Origin of the sequence: Pedobacter sp. FW305-3-2-15-E-R2A2, from assembly GCF_038446955.1 — a bacterium.
In the GTDB taxonomy this organism is placed as follows: domain Bacteria; phylum Bacteroidota; class Bacteroidia; order Sphingobacteriales; family Sphingobacteriaceae; genus Pedobacter.
Map to the genome: position 1 here is coordinate 5,055,119 of NZ_CP151803.1, position 18,577 is coordinate 5,073,695.

The window sequence follows — 18,577 nt, forward strand, 5'->3', positions numbered from 1 at the left end:
ACTTACGATTATTTTGGCTTTTATGCAACAGTTCTCTGAATATAGCTGGTTTGAGTTAAAAGATTACACTAAGATTAAGATTCCTTAATCCTGGAAAAGGACGCTCCTGATCAGTTAACGTTTGTTCAGGAGTAAGTTAGCATTTGTTTCAGGTGATGTTCCATATGAGCAACATAGTCGATGAACAACCATGCGATGATTTGAGGGGCTTCTCCCCCATTGGAACATGTTTTATCCAGGTTTTCCGGAGCGATATTAGGAATCAATGCAAGGAGATGACGGTTGTAAGTTTCCCAGAATAAGATCAGTTGCTTGCTGTCTAGTACATTATAATGGCTATAGGTATTCCAATTGTTCTGATCGTAAACGATCGTTGGGCTTTCTTCAAACTGCGCCCTTACAAATCGCTGGTGGTTGTTCGTTGCACTGTCAATCAAGTGCCCCAACATTTCCTTCTTACTCCATTTTCCAGGGGCGGGTTTATGCGCGAAATCTGTTTCAGGGATATGAGTTAATAAATCGGGAATGGTATCACATAGATACTGAAGACGGGTTAAACTTGGTTGGATTGACATGTAGCAAAGATAAAAAAAAACGTCATGCGGTCCAGGATGATTGGGGACCGGCATGACGAACGAGAACATATTTGGGGGTTGTTATGTTTTATTTAAAGTAGGGGGCGATGTCGGTCATAGTTGGGCGGACAATCGTTCCATCCCAATCATCAGGTAATTTCATATCACTCACAATAAAAATGGCTGTTCCTCCGGCAGTAAATGTGATATTACCCGAATAGAAGCCACTTTCGGGCCTGGAAGGCGGATATTCATTTGTCATATCATAAGGAAGTTCGGTTAATGTGCCTCTTTTGACCACTCTAAAAGTGTATACATTTTTATCGAAAGTCCCGGACTCAGGCAAAGCCGGAAGTTCTATGTTCTTACTAAAAGTCCCGTCTGCAGGTAGTTCAATTCTCAACGTAGTCGGACTAAACTGATAAGGTTCCATCCCAGAAGTTTTCCCTGTATAAAAGACCAGGTCTACCGGCCCTCTAAGGATATCTAATTTGCTTGTAAACGAAACATTTACTATCATATTTGCAGGATTTACCGGAACAGCTAAATCTATCTTATCATACATTTTTGTTCCATCGTAATAAAAAGTCAGAGCAACAATGGGTTTTTCACTTGAAATTTCTTTGCTCATCAAGGATTCTGTTGTTCCTTTTTTACGTATTTGCAACTCCCGTTTCTGACCAGCCTCAATTCCGACAGTCAATACAGAGTTGATAACTTCAGTCCCAGAGCCGAGTACTTTATCTCCAATGACAAATTCTAATTCTCCTCCACTTGAATATCCCTTAATATTTAAAGTCGCTTCTTTACTAAAGATTTTATCTCCATCAAAATAGTATTCAATATTTTGTAGCTTTTGTTCAGCTGAAATTGTTCTTGTACTCAAAATATCCTGTTGTCCTTTACGACGTATTTTTAGCTCTGCCTCAGGACCTTGAACCAGCACTTTGACATTAAGACTTCCATGTTGTGAATCTGTTTGTCCGATTACTTTTCCATCTTTTAGGAATTCCAGTGTATCAGTTAAAGTCGTTCCATTAATAGCCAAGTCAATTACATTAGGCGGGTTCTCTACTGCCAATTCTTGCTTTTTACAACTAAACATTAAGAGTAAAATAACTCCAAGACAAGAACAGAAGATAATTTGTATATTTTTTTTCATGTATATTTTATTTAAAAAATGAATTAGAGCTCCAGGCTTCAATTCATGTTAACTAGTTTTTTGACTAACTATAAAGTTGACCAACCAAGATGCCATGTCGCACTAATTGCAAAAGCACCTTTGACCGCACCAACGAAGCCTAAAGCTCCATCGTTAAAGAATGGCTGCGACATACCAAATGAAGGAGCTGTCGGAGTAGTAGATTCTGTATTTCCTGTGTAAGTTCCTGTGGGCGTGATTGCAGCAACAAATCCATGAAAATCATTATTTGTCAATTTAGAAACACCAGAAGCATAGAAAGATTGGGTTCCATCATTAAATACAAAGCCTGAAGGGTAACCAGTGATCAATGAGTTAGCCAATTCAATTTCTGCACCACGACGGTTACGTACTCCAAATTTATATCCTGCATTGGTTACCGAAGTACCGATAAGGCTGAAGTTCCTCAGCTTTGGATGCGTTTTAGGGACTAAACTGAAAGTAGCATCTTCTCCCGGAGCATTGTTATCTAATTCAATGCCATTCGAATCTGACCCGCCACTTCCGCTATGTGTAGAATTTCGGTCTGCAACAGCTACTGCAAATCTGATTGATCCATTGTATCCGTTATCAAAGTCGAAATTATCATCTTCAGCTCCTTTCGAAATCAAGTAGTTTGCATTTACAGTTCCGCCGAAGAATTCAAAAGAGTCATCTTGTCCGTAAGCAATTTCAATATGATCTAATGTCGTTCCACTGCCGACACCACCAAGAGTTAATCCACTTATTTCACCATTTGGGGTTGTATAATATCCAGGATACTCAATTCGCACATAGCTCAAAATTCCTGAGTTATCATTTTCTACCTCAGTTCCTCTTGGAGCGCCAAATTCAAAATAACTATATACAGGAAGCCCCTCGATTTGTTTAGTTCCACTAACTGTGTTTACATGTGCTTTACCTAAAAGCATAACACCGCCAAAATCACCAGGATTGGGTCCAGTAGCAACGTTATTATCTAACAGATTACGACTTGTGAAAACAATTGGACTTTCAGGAGTACCAACTGCGTTAATTTTAGCACCACGAATAACCACCAATACCCCATTAGAAACACCGGGAGTATTTGCAACTGATTTGATATAAGTCCCTGGTTGAATGGTTAAAGTAACTCCATTTGCAACTATAACTACACCGCTAAGTTCCCAAACTTTAGAATTATCCCAGGTTGTATTTGTCGTGATCACACCGCTAACCGTTTGCACGGGCAAAGCTGCAGCCGTAGCATAATCTGCTCTTACACTCCGTTTTTCAAATTTTTTATTGCTGGTATTTAAGTCTTTTTTGCAGGAAGAAGCAAATATCAGAACAGTCAAAGCCATACCTGCGAACCATACATTTTTTATCATAATGTGATTATTCTTATTGGAGCTTGTAAGTTTCTTCATCTATATTTTATTTAAAAATGAATTGCAGCAATATGCTGCAATTCATTTTAACTAATTTTATTCGCTTACAAAGTTGACCAACCTTGAGCCCATGTAGTGCTAACGGCAAACGCACCGTTAGATGCACCAACAAAGCTTAAAGCTCCATTGTTAAAGAACGGCTGTGTCATACCGTATGAAGGGGCAGTTGCAGCAGTCGAAATAGTATTTCCAGTATAAGTTCCTGCAGGAGTGATTGCAGCAGTAAATCCGTGGAAATCATTGCTTGTTAATTTAGAAACAGCAGAAGCGTAGAAAGATTCAGTACCATCATTGAAAACAAAACCTGAAGGGTAACCAGCAACGATTGAGTTAGACAATTCGATCTCAGCACCACGACGGTTACGTACACCAAATTTATATCCAGTGTTAACAGCTGAAGTACCGATAATGCTGAAGTTTCTTAATTTAGGGTGAGTTTTAGGCAATAAGCTGAAAGTAGCATCTTCTGCAGGAGCGTTGTTATCTGACTCGATACCATTTGAATCTGATGCACCACCGCTTTGGCTATGTGTAGAATTTTTATCTGCAATAGCTACTGCATATCTGATAGATCCATTGTATCCGTTATCGAAGTCAAAGTTATCATCATCAGCTGCTTTTGAAACCAGGTAAGTTGCGTTTACAGTTCCACCGAAGAACTCGAATGAATCATCTTTTCCATAATTCACTTCGATATGGTCTAAAGTAGTAAGGTTACCAACACCACCAAGTGTTAATCCGTTTACTTCATTATCAGTGCTTAAGTTAAAACCAGCATACTCAATACGTACATAGCTTAAAGTTCCTGAGTTGTCATTTTCAACTTCAGTTCCTCTTAATGAACCGAAAGTATAAGTACCATTTGCAGGTAAACCTTCGATTTCTTTAGTTCCGGTAGTTGTATTTACGTGTGCTTTACCTAAAAGGATCACACCACCAAAATCACCAGGAGCAGGTGCAGTAGCAGCGTTATTATCTAACAAGGCACGGCTAGTGAAGATAATTGGGCTTTGTGCAGTACCAATTGCATTGATTTTAGCACCACGAACAGCAACTAATACTCCGTTAGGAACACCAACAGTGTTTGCAGTTGATTTAATATAAGTTCCAGCCTGAATGGTCAAAGTAACACCATTTGCAACTGTAACTACGCCACTAAGCTCCCAAACTTTAGAATTATCCCAGGTAGTGTTTGTAGAAATTACACCGCTTACAGTTTGAACAGGCAAAGCAGCTGCTGAAGCATAGCTCGCTACAGTACCACGTTTCTCAAATCCGTTATCACTAGTGTTTGAATCTTTTTTGCAAGAAGAAGCGAATGTTAGGGCAGCTAAAGCTAAGCCAGTTAATAATACATTTTTCATAATATTACAATTGTCGTTATTGGTTCTTGGATGATTTTTAATTTTTATATTGTTTTTTAAACACGAATGTTACCATTGTATGTTTTTTTTATTAAATTGCAGTCGTATTGAAGCTGACTAAAGCTTTAAGCTTATGGCCCTTGGCTGATAAGCTTACCAAATTGACATATTTAAATTATTTGCAGTCTTGTACTGTTTCATACTGATGCGCCATTAGGGGTTGCACAGGCTTTTTATCTGGCAGGGTTCTCAACAACCCTGCTTTTTTTTTTAACCTTTATTTTCAGCTGAAAAGACCATTATTTTTCTCCTTTCTTCGTTTAGGGGATGAAACTTCTGTTAATTAAAAACTATAATTTAGTTGCAAACCAAATGACCGTCCGAAATAAGTTCGTTGTGTAATTAATTCTCCCGACTCATAGTTATCGGATTTTCCTGGCGTATAACCCGGCGTTTTTGCTGCATTTGGATCGGCTGCATTCTTATAAAATGTAGAAGCTTTATCAAATAAATTGGCAGCATTAAATTTCAGCTGCATTTTATTCTTAAGCAGTTTATAACTTAACTGGACATCGACCATACTTCTTGGCATTTCGTAATCAATCGATGCGGCACCTTTACTGACGATATTCGTTTTTCTTCCGCTTTTGTTATACATCAGATTGACACCGAAACGATTTCCCTGATACTGAAGGCCGAGATTGATTAAATACGGACTCTGACCATACATTGGCCGATTTAATTTTTCCAGCGTATAAGTCACTTCATTGGTAACAGGATCAAGAAATCCACTTCTCCCCTGAACTCTTGATTTTTGTAAAGTCAGGTTACCATATAGTGTGAAATTCTGAAGCCACTCCCCTTTATTAAAGAAGTCAAGCTTCTTACGGAATTCCAATTCAAGCCCATATACTTTTGCATAATCGGAATTTGACAACAGGTAATAGGTATTTGCGCCTTCTGTCTGGCTCAATTCCACAGGTTTATCAAAGTACTTATAAAATCCACCTATAGAAAACACTTCACCCAATCCAGGAAACCACTCGCCACGAAGGTCATAGCTGCTAATCTTTGTGCTTGTGATACCACCGTTGGTTAAATCTCCGTCCAATTCCGGGACATATCTGAAAAACTGACTGTTATCCAGTAATTCCGGACGTACTGCAGTAACAGACCAGGCTCCTCTTATGTTAATTTCAGGATTCAGGCTATACGTAAGGTTTGCAGAAGGCAACCACCTCCATGCAGGATCATGTTGTTGTGTATAAGATACCCGGGAACCACCATTAGAAGGGTTTTTAATAGAAGTATATTTATAATACTCGCCACGAACTCCCCAAATGAACCTCCATTGTTCTGCCAACCGGTTGTCAAACATTAAATAACCCGCGTCAATATTACTTTTGCCTGAAAACCTGTCCATAAAGTTTATTTTGTACATATAGCCCGTAGAGCCTACATTTTCAGGTTTCTGCATTTCCGAAACGGGAATGTATTTTAAAGCAGGATCCAGTTTACCCGGATTAACGGTCAGCGGTACGATGACCCAATCAAAACCACCATTCTTACGGTTTCCATAGTATCCTATTTTGACGGTGTTACGTAAAGGCCCTATGTTAAAAGGCATCGTTCCAGCTATATTCCAGGTATAATGTTTTTCGTCATTTTTATAATACTGACGGGACATCGGTGACGTTTTTGGCTCAGAAAAGCTACCTGGAGTATAGAAATAAAGATACTGTCCTTCAATCAACTGAGGTCGTTGTTCTGCAGTGATCAGGTCTTTTTCCTCTCTGATCACGGCCGTTCTGGCGGCATCCCATTCCAGTTTTATTTTACCAAGCTGATGCAGTCCTGTTACTTTATTCTGAAGTAAACCTGTAAATGTCGGATCGTCATTTTCCTTGATATAAGCTGGTATTTTACCCACGTCTTCTGCAGGAAGGTCAGCATCATATCCATAAGTTCTGGTTAATTTATTACTGAACATTCTGGTATAGGTATTTCTTAAACTAAAACGATGAACACCTAACTGTAAACCGACATTTAACAGTGCGCCCCATGTCGTATTGTAACTGTACCTGTCACCATAATTATTGGTCCCCAGGTTCCAACTTCCACGTCGGAAATTATCATAGTTCTCTATGCTTTGACCATTTCTATAAGTTAAAGCTCCTGTAAAACCCAGTTTAGCACCTTTAGCGGTATCTAGATTAAACCGTTGTCCTATCGTAAACTGGTAATTTTGATTTACAGGTGCCCTATTCTTATAAAGTGTGAAATTATCGTTTGTAAATCGTTTACTCTGGTCATCTCCCATTTTCTGAAGCTCAGCCGGCGTTAACGATTGGTTTACGTTGGCATCTGTAGGACGTAAGTTATCAGGAGCACTTCGCCTGCCGTCGTCGAAACCTAAATAATCATATTTACCTCGTTTATGGCTATAAAAAGTTTTACCCGTTGTTCGATCATTAAACGAACTCCCCATCGCGAAAGTCATAAAATTTTCCTCAGGCATGTCCTTTGTATTGACCTGAATCAATCCTCCACCAAAGCTGGTATTCATGTCCGGAGTAACCGTTTTACTAACCACCACATTGTCCACCAATCCGGAAGGAATTAAATCAAAAGAGAAGTTGCGGCTTTGTGCTTCTGTGCTTGGCAAAGGCGTTCCATCCAGCAAGGCTGCATTGTAACGTTCTCCGATACCACGAACAATAACAAATTTGTTATCGGCAGTACTCACCCCACTGATCCGTTTTAAACTCTCGCCAATATTCCGGTCTGGCGTACGGCCGATTTGTTCCGCGCTGATCCCATTGCTCATCTCCGCAGCATTCTTCTGGCGTGCCAGCAATCCTTCCGCAGAGGTCTTCTTGTAACCACCGGTGATCACTACCCCGGCTAAGGTTTCCGAAGCAGGTTTCATACTCACATTTAAAGGCGTATTTTCTCCTGATTTAACGATCACATCCGTGACTCTTCTTGTCTGATAGCTCACGTAACGTATTTCCACCGTATAAGTTCCCGGATCCGCATTAATGTTAAATGATCCATCTACTGAGGTGCTCGCCGTACGGTTCAGTTCCACAATCTTAATTCCTGCACCGGGTAATGGTTCTCCTTTTTCGTCCAGAATCTTCCCACTGATCCTACCCGCTTTTACCGGATCCGGAAGCTTATATAAAAGGATGGTTTTAGCATCATTAACCTTATAAGCAACACCGGTTCCTTCCAGCATTTTTTTGAGCACCTGTACAACAGGCATATCTTTTACATCGATACTGATGTGGCGTTCTGTTTTAAAAATAGCCGGGTTATAATTAATGACACAGCCCGCTTTATCTTCCACCGCACTAAGCCCTTTAACCAGGTTCACATTTGACAACTTTAAGCTAATTCTGTTTTCGGCGCTGTTCTGTGCTTTGGTATTTCCAGAAACACTGCATACGCCGCATGCAGATAGCAAGGCAGTCATCAGAAGGGATTGGAATTTTATTTTATTAAAGTATTTTATTATTAAAAAGTATAGCGTTATATTCATTGAAAGTTTTTTAATTATCGAGAGTTACGAAACATTTTAAGGACCGTCCTGTTACAGCAGGGCGGTTTGTTTTTGTAATTATATTTTTCATAGCGTAGCCAATAGGGATGTGGCGGTTTTTATAAAAACTTAGCTAATCATTGACTTCCTCCCCCCATAAAGTAATTATTGTTTTAGGTGCATTAAATTCAAAATGGATGTTGCCACTACTCATCGTATGTAGCTGTTCCAGAATCTGTTTAATATTCTTGTTATGGAAAGTTGCATTGAAGCGGTACTTCAACATCTTTTCATTTTTCACTTTAAAACTTACATTGTAGCTTCTCTCCAGACGAATCAGCATCAGGCTTAACAATTCATTCTTAAAGACGAACCTGTTTTCTGTCCAGCTGTTAAAGTCCTCCGCTTTTGCGTCATTAACCGCATAGCTGGAATCTCTAAATTTGTAGACCAGATTTTTGCCCGGAGTAAGAAAAGAAAGGTGTTTCAATTTACCTTCATTCGAAGAGGAGACTCCAACCTTACCCGTACGTACCGAGACGCTGAAATGCTGACTTCCAGGATAAGCATCAATATTGAACGACGTTCCTAATACCCTGGTTTGTAAATTTCCACTATGCACAATAAACGGGCGGCTCGCATCTGATTTCACTTCAAAGAAAGCCTCACCTTCCAGGTGGATTTCTCTGTTTTTACCTTTCTCAAAGTGTTGAGGAAAACTCAGCTTACTTACTGCATTCAAATAGACTACTGAGCTATCCGGAAGCAAGAGTTTAACCCTTTCTCCCCGCTTCGTGATTTTAGTCATCAAAGCAATCTGCTGATTTCCTTCTTTTGTTTCGGTCTTCACCGAATACCAGCCTAGTGCAGCAGCACAAACCAGAATGAAGGAAGCGGCATATTTTAACCAGGAAGAGTTTGCTTTTTTACGGAGGTCTTCTTCTTCCCCTATTTTTGTCCAGACCGATTGCAGTTCCACCTGTGCGGCTAAAGAATCATCTCTCCAACTGTTGTCCTCATTCCATAGTGCTGCAGTTGTCTCCTCAAAAGATTCATTCATTTCTTCCTGCCCTCCGATATGGGAAAACAATTCTTCTTCCTGCTCGGGAGTCGTATTCCCTTCAAGATAAAGTCTAAATAATTTCTTTGTTTCTTCGTTAGTATTCACTTTCATTACTTTAAGACGGCCAAACTTCTGCCTGTCTATAAGTATATATCCCGCTAAAGGATCAGATGTCTAGTCGGAAATGAAATAAATTTTAAATAAATCACAACACACTGATAATCAACATAAAAAAAAACAGCCCCAGCGAATTTCACTGAGGCTGCTCTTAAAGAGAGTAGATGAATTAAAAGACCGAGAGTATCATACACCACAACAATACCGTTTCCGGCGTATGGATTCTGAAATATTGCCTGATATGGCTTAAAGATTTGGCCATGTGGCTATGGACTGTATTTTTGGAAATGTTCAACTGATTGGAGATATGTTCGTACGTAGCCCCTTCTTCACGGCTCAGCTTAAACACCTTTTTACTTTGTGGCGGCAAACTATTGATGGCCCTTTCTGCTAAATTCCGGTAGTCCTTTAAATCCATGAAACTGGCCACAGGATCATAAACCTGTTCTATTTTCAATTGTTCATTCTGATAAGCATTCACTTTCGCTTTTCGCTGAAATTCTTTGAATACCAGATTTCTGGTGATGGTCAATAGAAACGCGTCAAAATCTTTAGAAGTATCTATGGTATGTTTATATTTCCAAAGGCGTACGAAGACCAGTTGCGTCAGTTCTGTCGCAGATTCAGAACACCTCACAAAGCGATAAGCAAACTGGTGTACCTTTCCCTTATAACGATAATACAACTCATTAAAGGCTGCGGTATCACCTTCACGAAGCAAAACAACTAATTTCTCAAGCAAGGATTTGTCTAACTGTTTCAAGATAAATAGGGATAAGATTCTTCAGTTTTTATACTCCCGAAATTACCTTCCCTATTTTAACTTAGTATTAAGCCTAAATCAAATGTGTTAACATTCTTTTTCTTCTTTATCTGTTAACGATGCGTAAGCACTATACTTTGGGTAGCTTTGGCAAGATGACTGTCTGAAAGAATCCTACCAATTTGAGAAACAGAACGGGCTTCATTTATGGAAGAACGCAAGCCAGCATTTACTTTCTGTGCAGAGATCTGATCCAAAGCCTTACTTAACAAGGCATCATTTGCATTTCCAAACGGCACCAGCGGAAGTAGGGTAAATTCACTGAGTTCCAGGTCCGGGCTGATCCCTCCGGCATACCCTCCCTGTCCCTGCGCATTGAACAGCTTATAGATAATGGGATACATCTCCCAGTCTACCTGTTTTGGGATCCTCTGATCAGAGATTAAAAAACTGGCCTCATCTTTACCAACCGTTTTTTCTCCGATCACCGTTACCTTCATGAAGGGTTTAAGGTTGTTAATCACCACCTCTGCGGCGGATGCCGTAGCTCCTGTTGCCAGAATAAATACCCTGCTCAGGCTCAGGTTATTTTGAAGAAGGGCATTAAAATCAAGCCTTTTATCGAATGTTGCAGCTTCCCCTATAGATTCCTTTCTTTGTCCGCCATTCTTATTTCCTTTATAGATGATAAAATCAGTGTTATAAGTTAATCCGGGAGCCACCATGGCGCACAATCCCGCAGCTTCGGAGACCTCTCCACCAGAATTATACCGAAGGTCGATCACCAGCTCTGAAACACCAGCGCTTTTAAACCCTGAAAAAACGGAAACCAAGGTACTGGCCATCCCCGCAGAAAAGCCATCTATATAAACATACCCGATTTTCAGTCCCCCTCGTTCTATGACCTGATGAAGCACCGGCTGTTCAAAGGTCAGCCCGGCGATCATGTTCAATTCAGGTTGATCGATGTATCCCCCGTCTTTTAGTTCCGTCAGCGTCAGCTTAATCGTCCTGCCTGTCAGTAATTCCTGATCAAGTGCCACCACATTGCTGCTGCTAAAGATTTTTCCGTTTATCTTACGAATATAACTCCCTCTTTTAAGACCATATCTTTCGGCCGGTGATCCTTTCAACACACATTTCACCAGTCCCAAAACCTCCAGACTGAGCGGCTCCTGAATAACTGCATAATCAAATCCATATAAGGAGCGGGAACTGGAAACACCGGCCTGATTGGGCAGATAGAGCTGAGAAAAACGGTCCGAAGCATTTTTTACCGAACTAAAGAATGCTACCGGCGACTGACCTAAACCAGGTTTTTTAGGCAATTCAGCCGCCCAATAATAATATCTGCTGAGGCTATCCAGAATCCAGGTATTGATTTGTTCGTTACTTCCCTGGGGATATTCCTTTTTTATATTGTCTTTCTTACATGCGCCAATCGTCGCTATTAATCCTATACAAAATCCTGAAATAATAAGTTTGATCAACCGACCAGCGCTTTTGTTTTGAATTTCCATTTTAATAGCGTTAGCATTAATTAGCTGAGGACAAATGTAATGTGGTACTATAAACAAATTGTTAAGCCCTCTTCAATTTCAACTCATTTATAAGGAGTTAAAAGAACACGATTCCAGGCTAAGGCTTTTTTAGGCCATTTCTTTATCTTTACCAATCAGAATTACCATAGGCTTTTACAGAAAAAAGGCCAGATTTTAACACGAAAACATGAGTTATATTACAGAATTCCAAGACATTCCATTAGAAAGCTATTTAAGATTAAGAAAAGAATCCGGCCTAGGTGCCAAGACGGAAGAGGCCGGAAGAATCGGATTAAAAAACTCCGTATGCTCGGTGTTGGTCTCTGATCCGGAATCCGGACATGCCCATATAGGGATGGGAAGAATCATTGGTGATGGGGGCTGCCATTGCCAGGTGACGGACATTTGTGTATTACCTGAACATCAGGGCAAAGGACTCGGAAAGGCAATTATGGAAAAGCTGATGGAATTCATCACAAATGAACTCCCACCTTCCTGTTACATCAGTTTAATTGCAGATGGAGACGCTTCCTTCTTATACGAAAAATTCGGCTTCAAGGATACCATGCCTGAATCGAAAGGCATGTACTATAAGAGATAAACCTGCTTAGCTTAGGCAGAAGCAAAATCTTCCCAGACCAGGGCACTTATTTTCCAGCCTTCCAAGGTTTTAATAAACTGAAAGATCTTATTTCCGGATGCTTTAAATGGTGTTCCATTTAAAGCGCCGCTTTTCTCATATATTGAAAACCTCTGCGCGATGTTTCCGGAGATTTTTGTCTCTGCACTGAGCTCCCACTCTTTGAATTCTTTTAACGTTCCATCAGCAAGGATTTTCACTCTGGGTGTCAGGAAAGACTGCAAATCATAGATCTCCTCTTCCAGTCCGGTTTTCTTAATAAAGATAGCTTCCGGAAGACAAGTTTCTCTCATCTTTTCCCAATCCGGCTGATGACCGTTTACATTGTTAAAAATACTAAAGAAACGATGTGTAAGTTGATTTAACAAGAGCTGGTCCACCTCAATACTATACAAAAACAGCTCCTTTCCCTCTACTTTTATTTCTTTATCGAGGGACAAACCCAAGCGTTCTAAAAGTTGAATAGAACTGCTGTTGTGCTTTAGGGTTGTTGCCAGAATTCTCCGATGTACAGCAAGTGTGGAAGGATGATTCAAGACTGCAGATGCGGCTTCAAAAGCATATCCTTTTCCGTTATAGTCTGGAAGAAAGGCGAAACCAATATCATGATGGTCAAGGTAATCACGTTTGATCATGCTGACCATCCCAATGGGAACATTACCATCTTTAAGCCGTACTGCCAGGTAGCTGAAATTAGGATTGTCTATAATTTTCCGGATGTAAACTTCCGCTTCCTGTTTATTGTTTACATTTCTGTCTCCAATAAACTTTTTCCAGCCTTCCGTTTGCAGCAGCTCCAGAATAAACTCAGCATCATCTAAATTCATTTCAGAGATAAAGAGGCGGTCGGTCGAGTGAATTTGTTCTTTCATATAGATGTCCTATCTATTTATTCCTTTTAATGGCTTGACGGAGTGTCCATTTCAAAATTATAAATCATTTTAAACAAACAGTTCCCAATCTGTAAATTGTTTAAAACAAATCAGAAAATTGACATCAATTGTAGAATCCTCTATGAAAATGCAATATTGTATGTACTTTGCTCCGATAGTTGAAATAAATATTAAAACAAATTTCCCAAAGAGAAAATGAAAACAAAAGAATTGACTATAATAGGACTTGGTGGTGTTGGAGGTTATTTCGGGTTTAAACTCGCACAGAAATATGCTTCATCTGATGCGCTGAATATCTCATTTGTTGCCAGGGCACAGACCTATGAGATCGTCAAAGAAAAAGGATTGACCTTACTTTCTGCAGAACATGAAAACCCGGTTGCCTTTCCCCATCAGATCTACAGCAATTTAGCGCAATTGCCTGAAACGGATGTATTCGTCATTTGCGTAAAGGAATACGACCTGGAAAACATTTGTCAGCAATTAAAATCCAGAATTAAGGAAGATACGGTGATTTTACCCTTAATGAACGGGGTAGATATCTATGAAAGGATTCGTAAGATTATTTCCAATGGCATCGTACTTCCCTCCTGCGTATATGTAGCTTCCCATATTAAAGAAAAGGGTATCGTGGAACATAAGGGGAATCCAGGAAAAATCGTGATGGGTAAAGACCCTGAAAATCCGCAGTATGATGCTTTAGAAATCGCAGCATTGCTGAAAGAGGCCGGTATTGACCTGGACTATAAGGAAGATTCTTTCCCTGATATCTGGACAAAATATTTCTTCATTGCCAGTTTTGGCTTAGTGACCGCAAGGTACAATAAGTCAATCGGACAGGTAGTCGAAGAACCGGCACTCCATAACAGAGCGGCTTTGATTATGAAAGAAATTGAAGCAATCGCGAAAAAGAAGGAAGTGGCCATCTCTGAAGACATCATTGAGAAGACCTTTCAAAAAGCCGCATCCTTTCCTTATCAAACGCCAACTTCTTTGCAATTAGATGTACAGTCCGGAAAAGCAAATACAGAACTTGAATTGTTTGCCGGAGCCATTATTGATTATGGAAAAATCTTAGGAATTCCGGTTACGGAAACCCAGCAGATTTACAATGAAATAAAAGCAGGGTTACTTTAGTAAATCCTGCGGCTAAATCCAGAAAAAAAACGTATTTTTAAATAGCGGATTTTGGATTACTTTAAAGAGGAAACAAGGTCGAAACTTCTTCGGATAAAACCCGGATAGAACAGGGATCAAACAGGGATAGAACACGGATAGAACAGGGACAAATTCCGTGTTTGATCCCTGTTCTATCCCTCCTTGATTCCAGGCTCATCTGCCCTTGTATAGAAGCTGCCGTTGAGGAAATATTTCGCCCGCTCTTAACGCTTAAAAAAACCTTCTTCATGCCACTCATAAAACCCATTCATTAAGGCTAAAATAGCCGCAGAGATACCCTTAAAATCCTGCAGGTGCAGGGTGTTTTCCTTTGACATTAATCATCGTCCTGCTGATCACGGGTTGCAAGGCAATCAATACGATCGTAATCAGACAAAGGATGGCAATCATTTCATAATAATCAATACAAAACTGAAGGAAGGCTTGTTTCTGAACCGCTTTGTTGAGCAAGCCTGTCGCCACCTTAGCCGCCTGATCTTTCAACATGCCATGTCCTGACAAGGTAGACTGGTAAATATGTAACCGTTCTGCCAATCCTAAATCAAGTAAAGACAACCCCTTCCCCATATCATTACTATGCCCTCCTTTGAAATACAGCTGACAATAATTGATCAGTGATAAACTCAGACTAAAAGTAGAGAAGCGAACAAAAACCCCGATTGAAGCCGCAGATTGCCCCATTTGTACCGGAACAGCAGAAACAATAAACATCACAATCGGCGACATCACCATTCCCGCTCCCAGGCCTTGAAGAAATAAAGGGATGATAAATGTTTCTGCATCAGCCTCTGTGGCAAAAAGAAAACACATCATTCCAAAAAACACCATCAATAAAGCGAAGCCTGCAATCCACAAAACCCGCAGCATCTTTTGCAGGATCAAAAACCGGATGGCAATAAAAGATCCGGTGATGATTCCAAGGATGTTATAAATCATCAATTCATTGGCATGGAGGGAATCCATCCCCAACACCGTGATAAAATACGTCGTGGTTAATCCGAACGCACCCCGGATCAGGTAAAGGATCACCAGAAAAACGATCCCAATGCTAAAATTACGGTACTTAAATACCCCAAGATCTACCGTAGGACGCTTTAAGGAGCGCTGTCTCAGTACAGAGCACAGAAACAACAGCAAAATGGCGACAATGCTATAAACAATCCCGGAATCTTCCAGCCAGTCTTTTTGCTGGCCATAGATCAATACATAGGCGATCAGAATGAGCATCACGACAAACAATAAAAAACTGGCCCAGTCTAATTGATATAAAGGTTTTTTCCGGAAAATGTGAACCCGGTTTAAGATCACAAACAGCAAAGCTGCACTGGGCAGAAAGCAAAAAATGATCGCCTTATACAAAACATTATATTCAAAGTTTTCTACCAAAGGTGCCGCGAATAACGCCGTTACAGGCGATACACACAGGATCATCGCATAAAATATCGTATACCCCACTTCTCTGGCATGTTCAGATTTTAAGCGGCCGAACAAGAGGTTCAAACAAATACTCGTAATTCCGCAGTTCACCAGTCCCTGCAAGAAACGGAAAGTAAAGACCAGCCAGATTTCCCGGGTATGGTAACAGCAATAGGCAATTAAAATCTCCAGTACGATACAGATCAGCAAATACTCTTTAGTGACTATCCGTTCAAAAAAACGACGCTCTACCCCGGCAAAACTGGCGACTGCCGCATAAAACAAGAGCAAAGAAAACTGCACATCTGCCGGTTCCATTCCGTAATATCCCGCAGCAGCACTTCCATCAGCCGTAGACAAGGCAAAGAGCAGGACAGAAGACAACAGCAGCAACATAATGCTCAACCGGATCAGCCATTCCGGCACCCAGGATTTAAAGATGGGTATCGCCTTAATCATTGTTCTTTTTGATATGTACCGTAACGCTCATTCCTGCATTCAGGTTTGACAAGGAAGCCAGAGCTCCTTCGAGGCGAATTCTTACCGGGATTCTTTGCGCAATTTTCACGAAATTCCCGGTCGCATTATCCGGAGGTAAAAGGGAAAACCTGGAACCTGTAGCCGCTGATAAGGACTCTATTTTTCCTGAAAATTCTTTCCCGGGAAAAGCATCTACTTCGATGTCCACAGGTTCTCCAACATACATTTTGCCAATCTGTGTTTCTTTAAAATTGGCGATCACCCATTTCCCTGCATCACGATCTACGATATAGGCAATGGTTTGTCCACTTTGTACCAATTGCCCCGGCTGAATGGTTCTTCTACCCATCTTTCCATTATAAGGCGCTACAATTACCGTATAAGAAGTATTGAGGTCATTTCTTTTTACCACTGCCGCCCTCCGCTGAATTTCGGAAAGCAACACTTCAGACTGCGCCCTGATGTCGTTTGTTTTAGAAAGGGCAGCCGCATAATCTTCCTGAGCAGCATTGTATTCTGCCTGTGCAACTTCCAGCATGCTTTGCATACTTTCCAATTGCTGGCGGGTAGCAGATTCGGCATCAAATAATTTTTTATAGCGGTCGTACTCTGCCTGCTGTTTCCATAGTTTTGCTTTCGCCGCGGCAATTTTAGCTTTGCTCGCCCCTGCGGTTGTCCCGGCCGTCTGAATGTTACTCTGCAATACAGAAACCTGGGCTTTGGCATTGGACAGGGAGGCCAGCGCCTCATCCTGCTGAACCGTATAGTCGCTGTCGTCGATCACCAGCAGGGTATCCCCCTTTTTTACTTCCTGATTCTCTACATATCGGACCGATTTAATGTATCCATTCACCCTTGAGGTGACCGGATTGATGTATTCTTCCACCTGGGCATCGTTGGTATCTTCATACCTTAAATAAGTAAATACTGTTTTGGTTCCCCATATTAGCAATACGACCAATACGATGGCCGCAATCACGGTCGTGACACCTGAAATTATTCTATCTGTTTTATTTTGTTGTTTAGTACTCATTTTTATAGGGTGCCTACTGCTTTTTGTAATTGATAATATTGAATTCTGGCGTTTACTTTTGCGGTCGTCAATTCAAACCGGGATTGTAACAACTGGGTTTCTGCATCCAGCAGGTCGGTCAATAAAGCCAGTTGGTTGAAATAAGTATTTTGTACAATGCGATAACTTTCCGAAGCCTGTGTAATGTTTTCTGAGGCCACTTCTATTCTTTTCAGCGATTCTGTATACCGGATATAATATTCCTGAACTTCCTGACGCAGGTTTTCCCTGACCTCTTCGTCCTCAACTTCCTGTCTGTGTAACTGAATCGCTGCCACTTTAACCTTATGTTTATTGGTATAGAAAGAAGAAATAGGCACTTTTAACTTAATCCCTGCCATTCCATTGCTATACAGTGAAAGGGCATACGGATAAAACTGGATTTGCGGGTATGCATACATATACTCTCCGAACAAGCCAATCGAGGGAAGCACATTGGATTTCGTTTGCTTCAGCTTTAGTTCGCTCAGCTCCTGTTCTTTTTCCGAGATCTGAACTTTAAAAGAACCCGACTGTGCTTCAGACAGGTAATCCGACAATCCTTTTAACATTACCGGATCGGCTTCCGCATCAGAAACGATAGGGTTACACCGCACATCATCTGCACTGCCGGTTAAAAGATTGAGCTTTTGCGAGGCAATCACAATGCTGTTTTCAATCTCGGTCAGCAGCATCCTTTGTTTTGACAAGCGAAGTTCCGCACGCAGGACATCACTTTTAAGCACCGTTCCGTTTTTATACAGTTCATTGATCTCATGAAGCTGCTTTTCCCGGTCCTTAATGTCTTGTTGCAGCAACAGCTGATAAGATTTATTGCGATAGACATCGTAAAAATAAACTGCGGCGATGTAATGGATCTCCTGTTTGGTCAGGTTCTTTTTGACGATCGCCAGCTCATTCTCTTTCCTGGACGCAGCAATTTCCCTGTTGGTTTTCCCTCCGTTATAAATGTTCAGATAAGCATCTGCGGAAACCTTGTAATATTTGGGTTCTACCGGATATTGGGAGGGGGTGTGAAACAAACCTTTTTCGTAAATCGGCATTTGAAAAATATGCGCCAATACGCCGTTGGCAGCAATTTCCGGCAGTCTTTCTGATCGGGCTACCTGAATACCCGCTTCCGCAGCCAATACTTCCAGCTGCTTCATCTGAAGCTTCCTGCTATTGCTGTCGGTTAATTGCCAGACCTCTTTGATGGTCAGCGGTATTTCGGGAGTAGACGGGGTTTGTGCATGGACGAAAAGAGAGGATAAAAGAACGGACATGCACATCCCAAACTTCCTTTTATACGGATTAAAATTCATATAGATTAATTAATGG

General features: G+C 40.8%; 14 protein-coding genes. 2 read left to right on the plus strand and 12 right to left on the minus strand.

The annotated features are described in order from the left end of the window. Nucleotides 1–125 precede the first annotated feature (125 nt). The 8 genes from AAFF35_RS20390 to AAFF35_RS20425 form a co-directional block, all read right to left on the minus strand. Nucleotides 126–575, minus strand: coding sequence for a DinB family protein (locus AAFF35_RS20390; RefSeq protein WP_342328381.1), 450 nt, complete (start codon nucleotides 573–575; stop codon nucleotides 126–128). Between the two features lie 88 nt (nucleotides 576–663). After that, on the minus strand, nucleotides 664–1,737 hold the full coding sequence (locus AAFF35_RS20395) for a hypothetical protein (RefSeq protein ID WP_342328382.1): 1,074 nt from the start codon (nucleotides 1,735–1,737) through the stop codon (nucleotides 664–666). Nucleotides 1,738–1,805: 68 nt separating this feature from the next. Next, nucleotides 1,806–3,164 carry a hypothetical protein gene (locus AAFF35_RS20400; RefSeq protein ID WP_342328383.1) on the minus strand — a complete coding sequence of 453 codons (1,359 nt, stop codon included), beginning with the start codon at nucleotides 3,162–3,164 and terminating at the stop codon, nucleotides 1,806–1,808. A gap of 65 nt (nucleotides 3,165–3,229) precedes the next feature. Continuing rightward, nucleotides 3,230–4,549 (minus strand): hypothetical protein, encoded by a 1,320-nt coding sequence (locus AAFF35_RS20405; RefSeq protein WP_342328384.1) that lies wholly within the window; start codon nucleotides 4,547–4,549, stop codon nucleotides 3,230–3,232. Between the two features lie 343 nt (nucleotides 4,550–4,892). Beyond that, nucleotides 4,893–8,027 (minus strand): TonB-dependent receptor, encoded by a 3,135-nt coding sequence (locus AAFF35_RS20410; protein WP_342328385.1) that lies wholly within the window; start codon nucleotides 8,025–8,027, stop codon nucleotides 4,893–4,895. 199 nt (nucleotides 8,028–8,226) lie between these two features. Further along, nucleotides 8,227–9,261, minus strand: a complete 1,035-nt coding sequence (locus AAFF35_RS20415; RefSeq protein WP_342328386.1) for a FecR domain-containing protein — start codon at nucleotides 9,259–9,261, stop codon at nucleotides 8,227–8,229. Nucleotides 9,262–9,442: 181 nt separating this feature from the next. Then, nucleotides 9,443–10,036, minus strand: coding sequence for an RNA polymerase sigma-70 factor (locus AAFF35_RS20420; RefSeq protein ID WP_342328387.1), 594 nt, complete (start codon nucleotides 10,034–10,036; stop codon nucleotides 9,443–9,445). 113 nt (nucleotides 10,037–10,149) lie between these two features. Further along, nucleotides 10,150–11,556, minus strand: coding sequence for a S41 family peptidase (locus tag AAFF35_RS20425; RefSeq protein ID WP_342328388.1), 1,407 nt, complete (start codon nucleotides 11,554–11,556; stop codon nucleotides 10,150–10,152). 208 nt (nucleotides 11,557–11,764) lie between these two features. Between AAFF35_RS20425 and AAFF35_RS20430 the strand changes: the two genes are divergently transcribed. Beyond that, nucleotides 11,765–12,178 carry a GNAT family N-acetyltransferase gene (locus tag AAFF35_RS20430; RefSeq protein ID WP_342328389.1) on the plus strand — a complete coding sequence of 138 codons (414 nt, stop codon included), beginning with the start codon at nucleotides 11,765–11,767 and terminating at the stop codon, nucleotides 12,176–12,178. A gap of 11 nt (nucleotides 12,179–12,189) precedes the next feature. Here AAFF35_RS20430 and AAFF35_RS20435 read toward each other — a convergent pair whose 3' ends face one another. Next, a complete protein-coding gene (locus AAFF35_RS20435) occupies nucleotides 12,190–13,089 on the minus strand; it encodes a GNAT family N-acetyltransferase (protein WP_342328390.1) in 900 nt (299 codons plus the stop codon). 216 nt (nucleotides 13,090–13,305) lie between these two features. Here AAFF35_RS20435 and AAFF35_RS20440 point away from each other — a divergent pair, with 216 nt between their 5' ends. After that, nucleotides 13,306–14,247 carry a 2-dehydropantoate 2-reductase gene (locus AAFF35_RS20440; RefSeq protein ID WP_342328391.1) on the plus strand — a complete coding sequence of 314 codons (942 nt, stop codon included), beginning with the start codon at nucleotides 13,306–13,308 and terminating at the stop codon, nucleotides 14,245–14,247. A 321-nt stretch (nucleotides 14,248–14,568) separates the two neighbouring features. Here the strand turns inward: AAFF35_RS20440 and AAFF35_RS20445 are convergent, their stop codons facing one another. From AAFF35_RS20445 to AAFF35_RS20455, 3 genes are read right to left on the minus strand one after another with little or no spacing between them, the layout of a single operon-like run. Further along, nucleotides 14,569–16,164: an MFS transporter gene (locus AAFF35_RS20445; protein ID WP_342328392.1), complete on the minus strand. Its 1,596-nt coding sequence runs from the start codon at nucleotides 16,162–16,164 to the stop codon at nucleotides 14,569–14,571. Next, nucleotides 16,157–17,218: an HlyD family secretion protein gene (locus tag AAFF35_RS20450; protein ID WP_342328393.1), complete on the minus strand. Its 1,062-nt coding sequence runs from the start codon at nucleotides 17,216–17,218 to the stop codon at nucleotides 16,157–16,159. Before AAFF35_RS20450 ends, AAFF35_RS20445 begins: the two co-directional genes overlap by 8 nt. A gap of 2 nt (nucleotides 17,219–17,220) precedes the next feature. Then, nucleotides 17,221–18,561, minus strand: coding sequence for a TolC family protein (locus tag AAFF35_RS20455; RefSeq protein ID WP_342328394.1), 1,341 nt, complete (start codon nucleotides 18,559–18,561; stop codon nucleotides 17,221–17,223). Nucleotides 18,562–18,577: the final 16 nt, after the last annotated feature.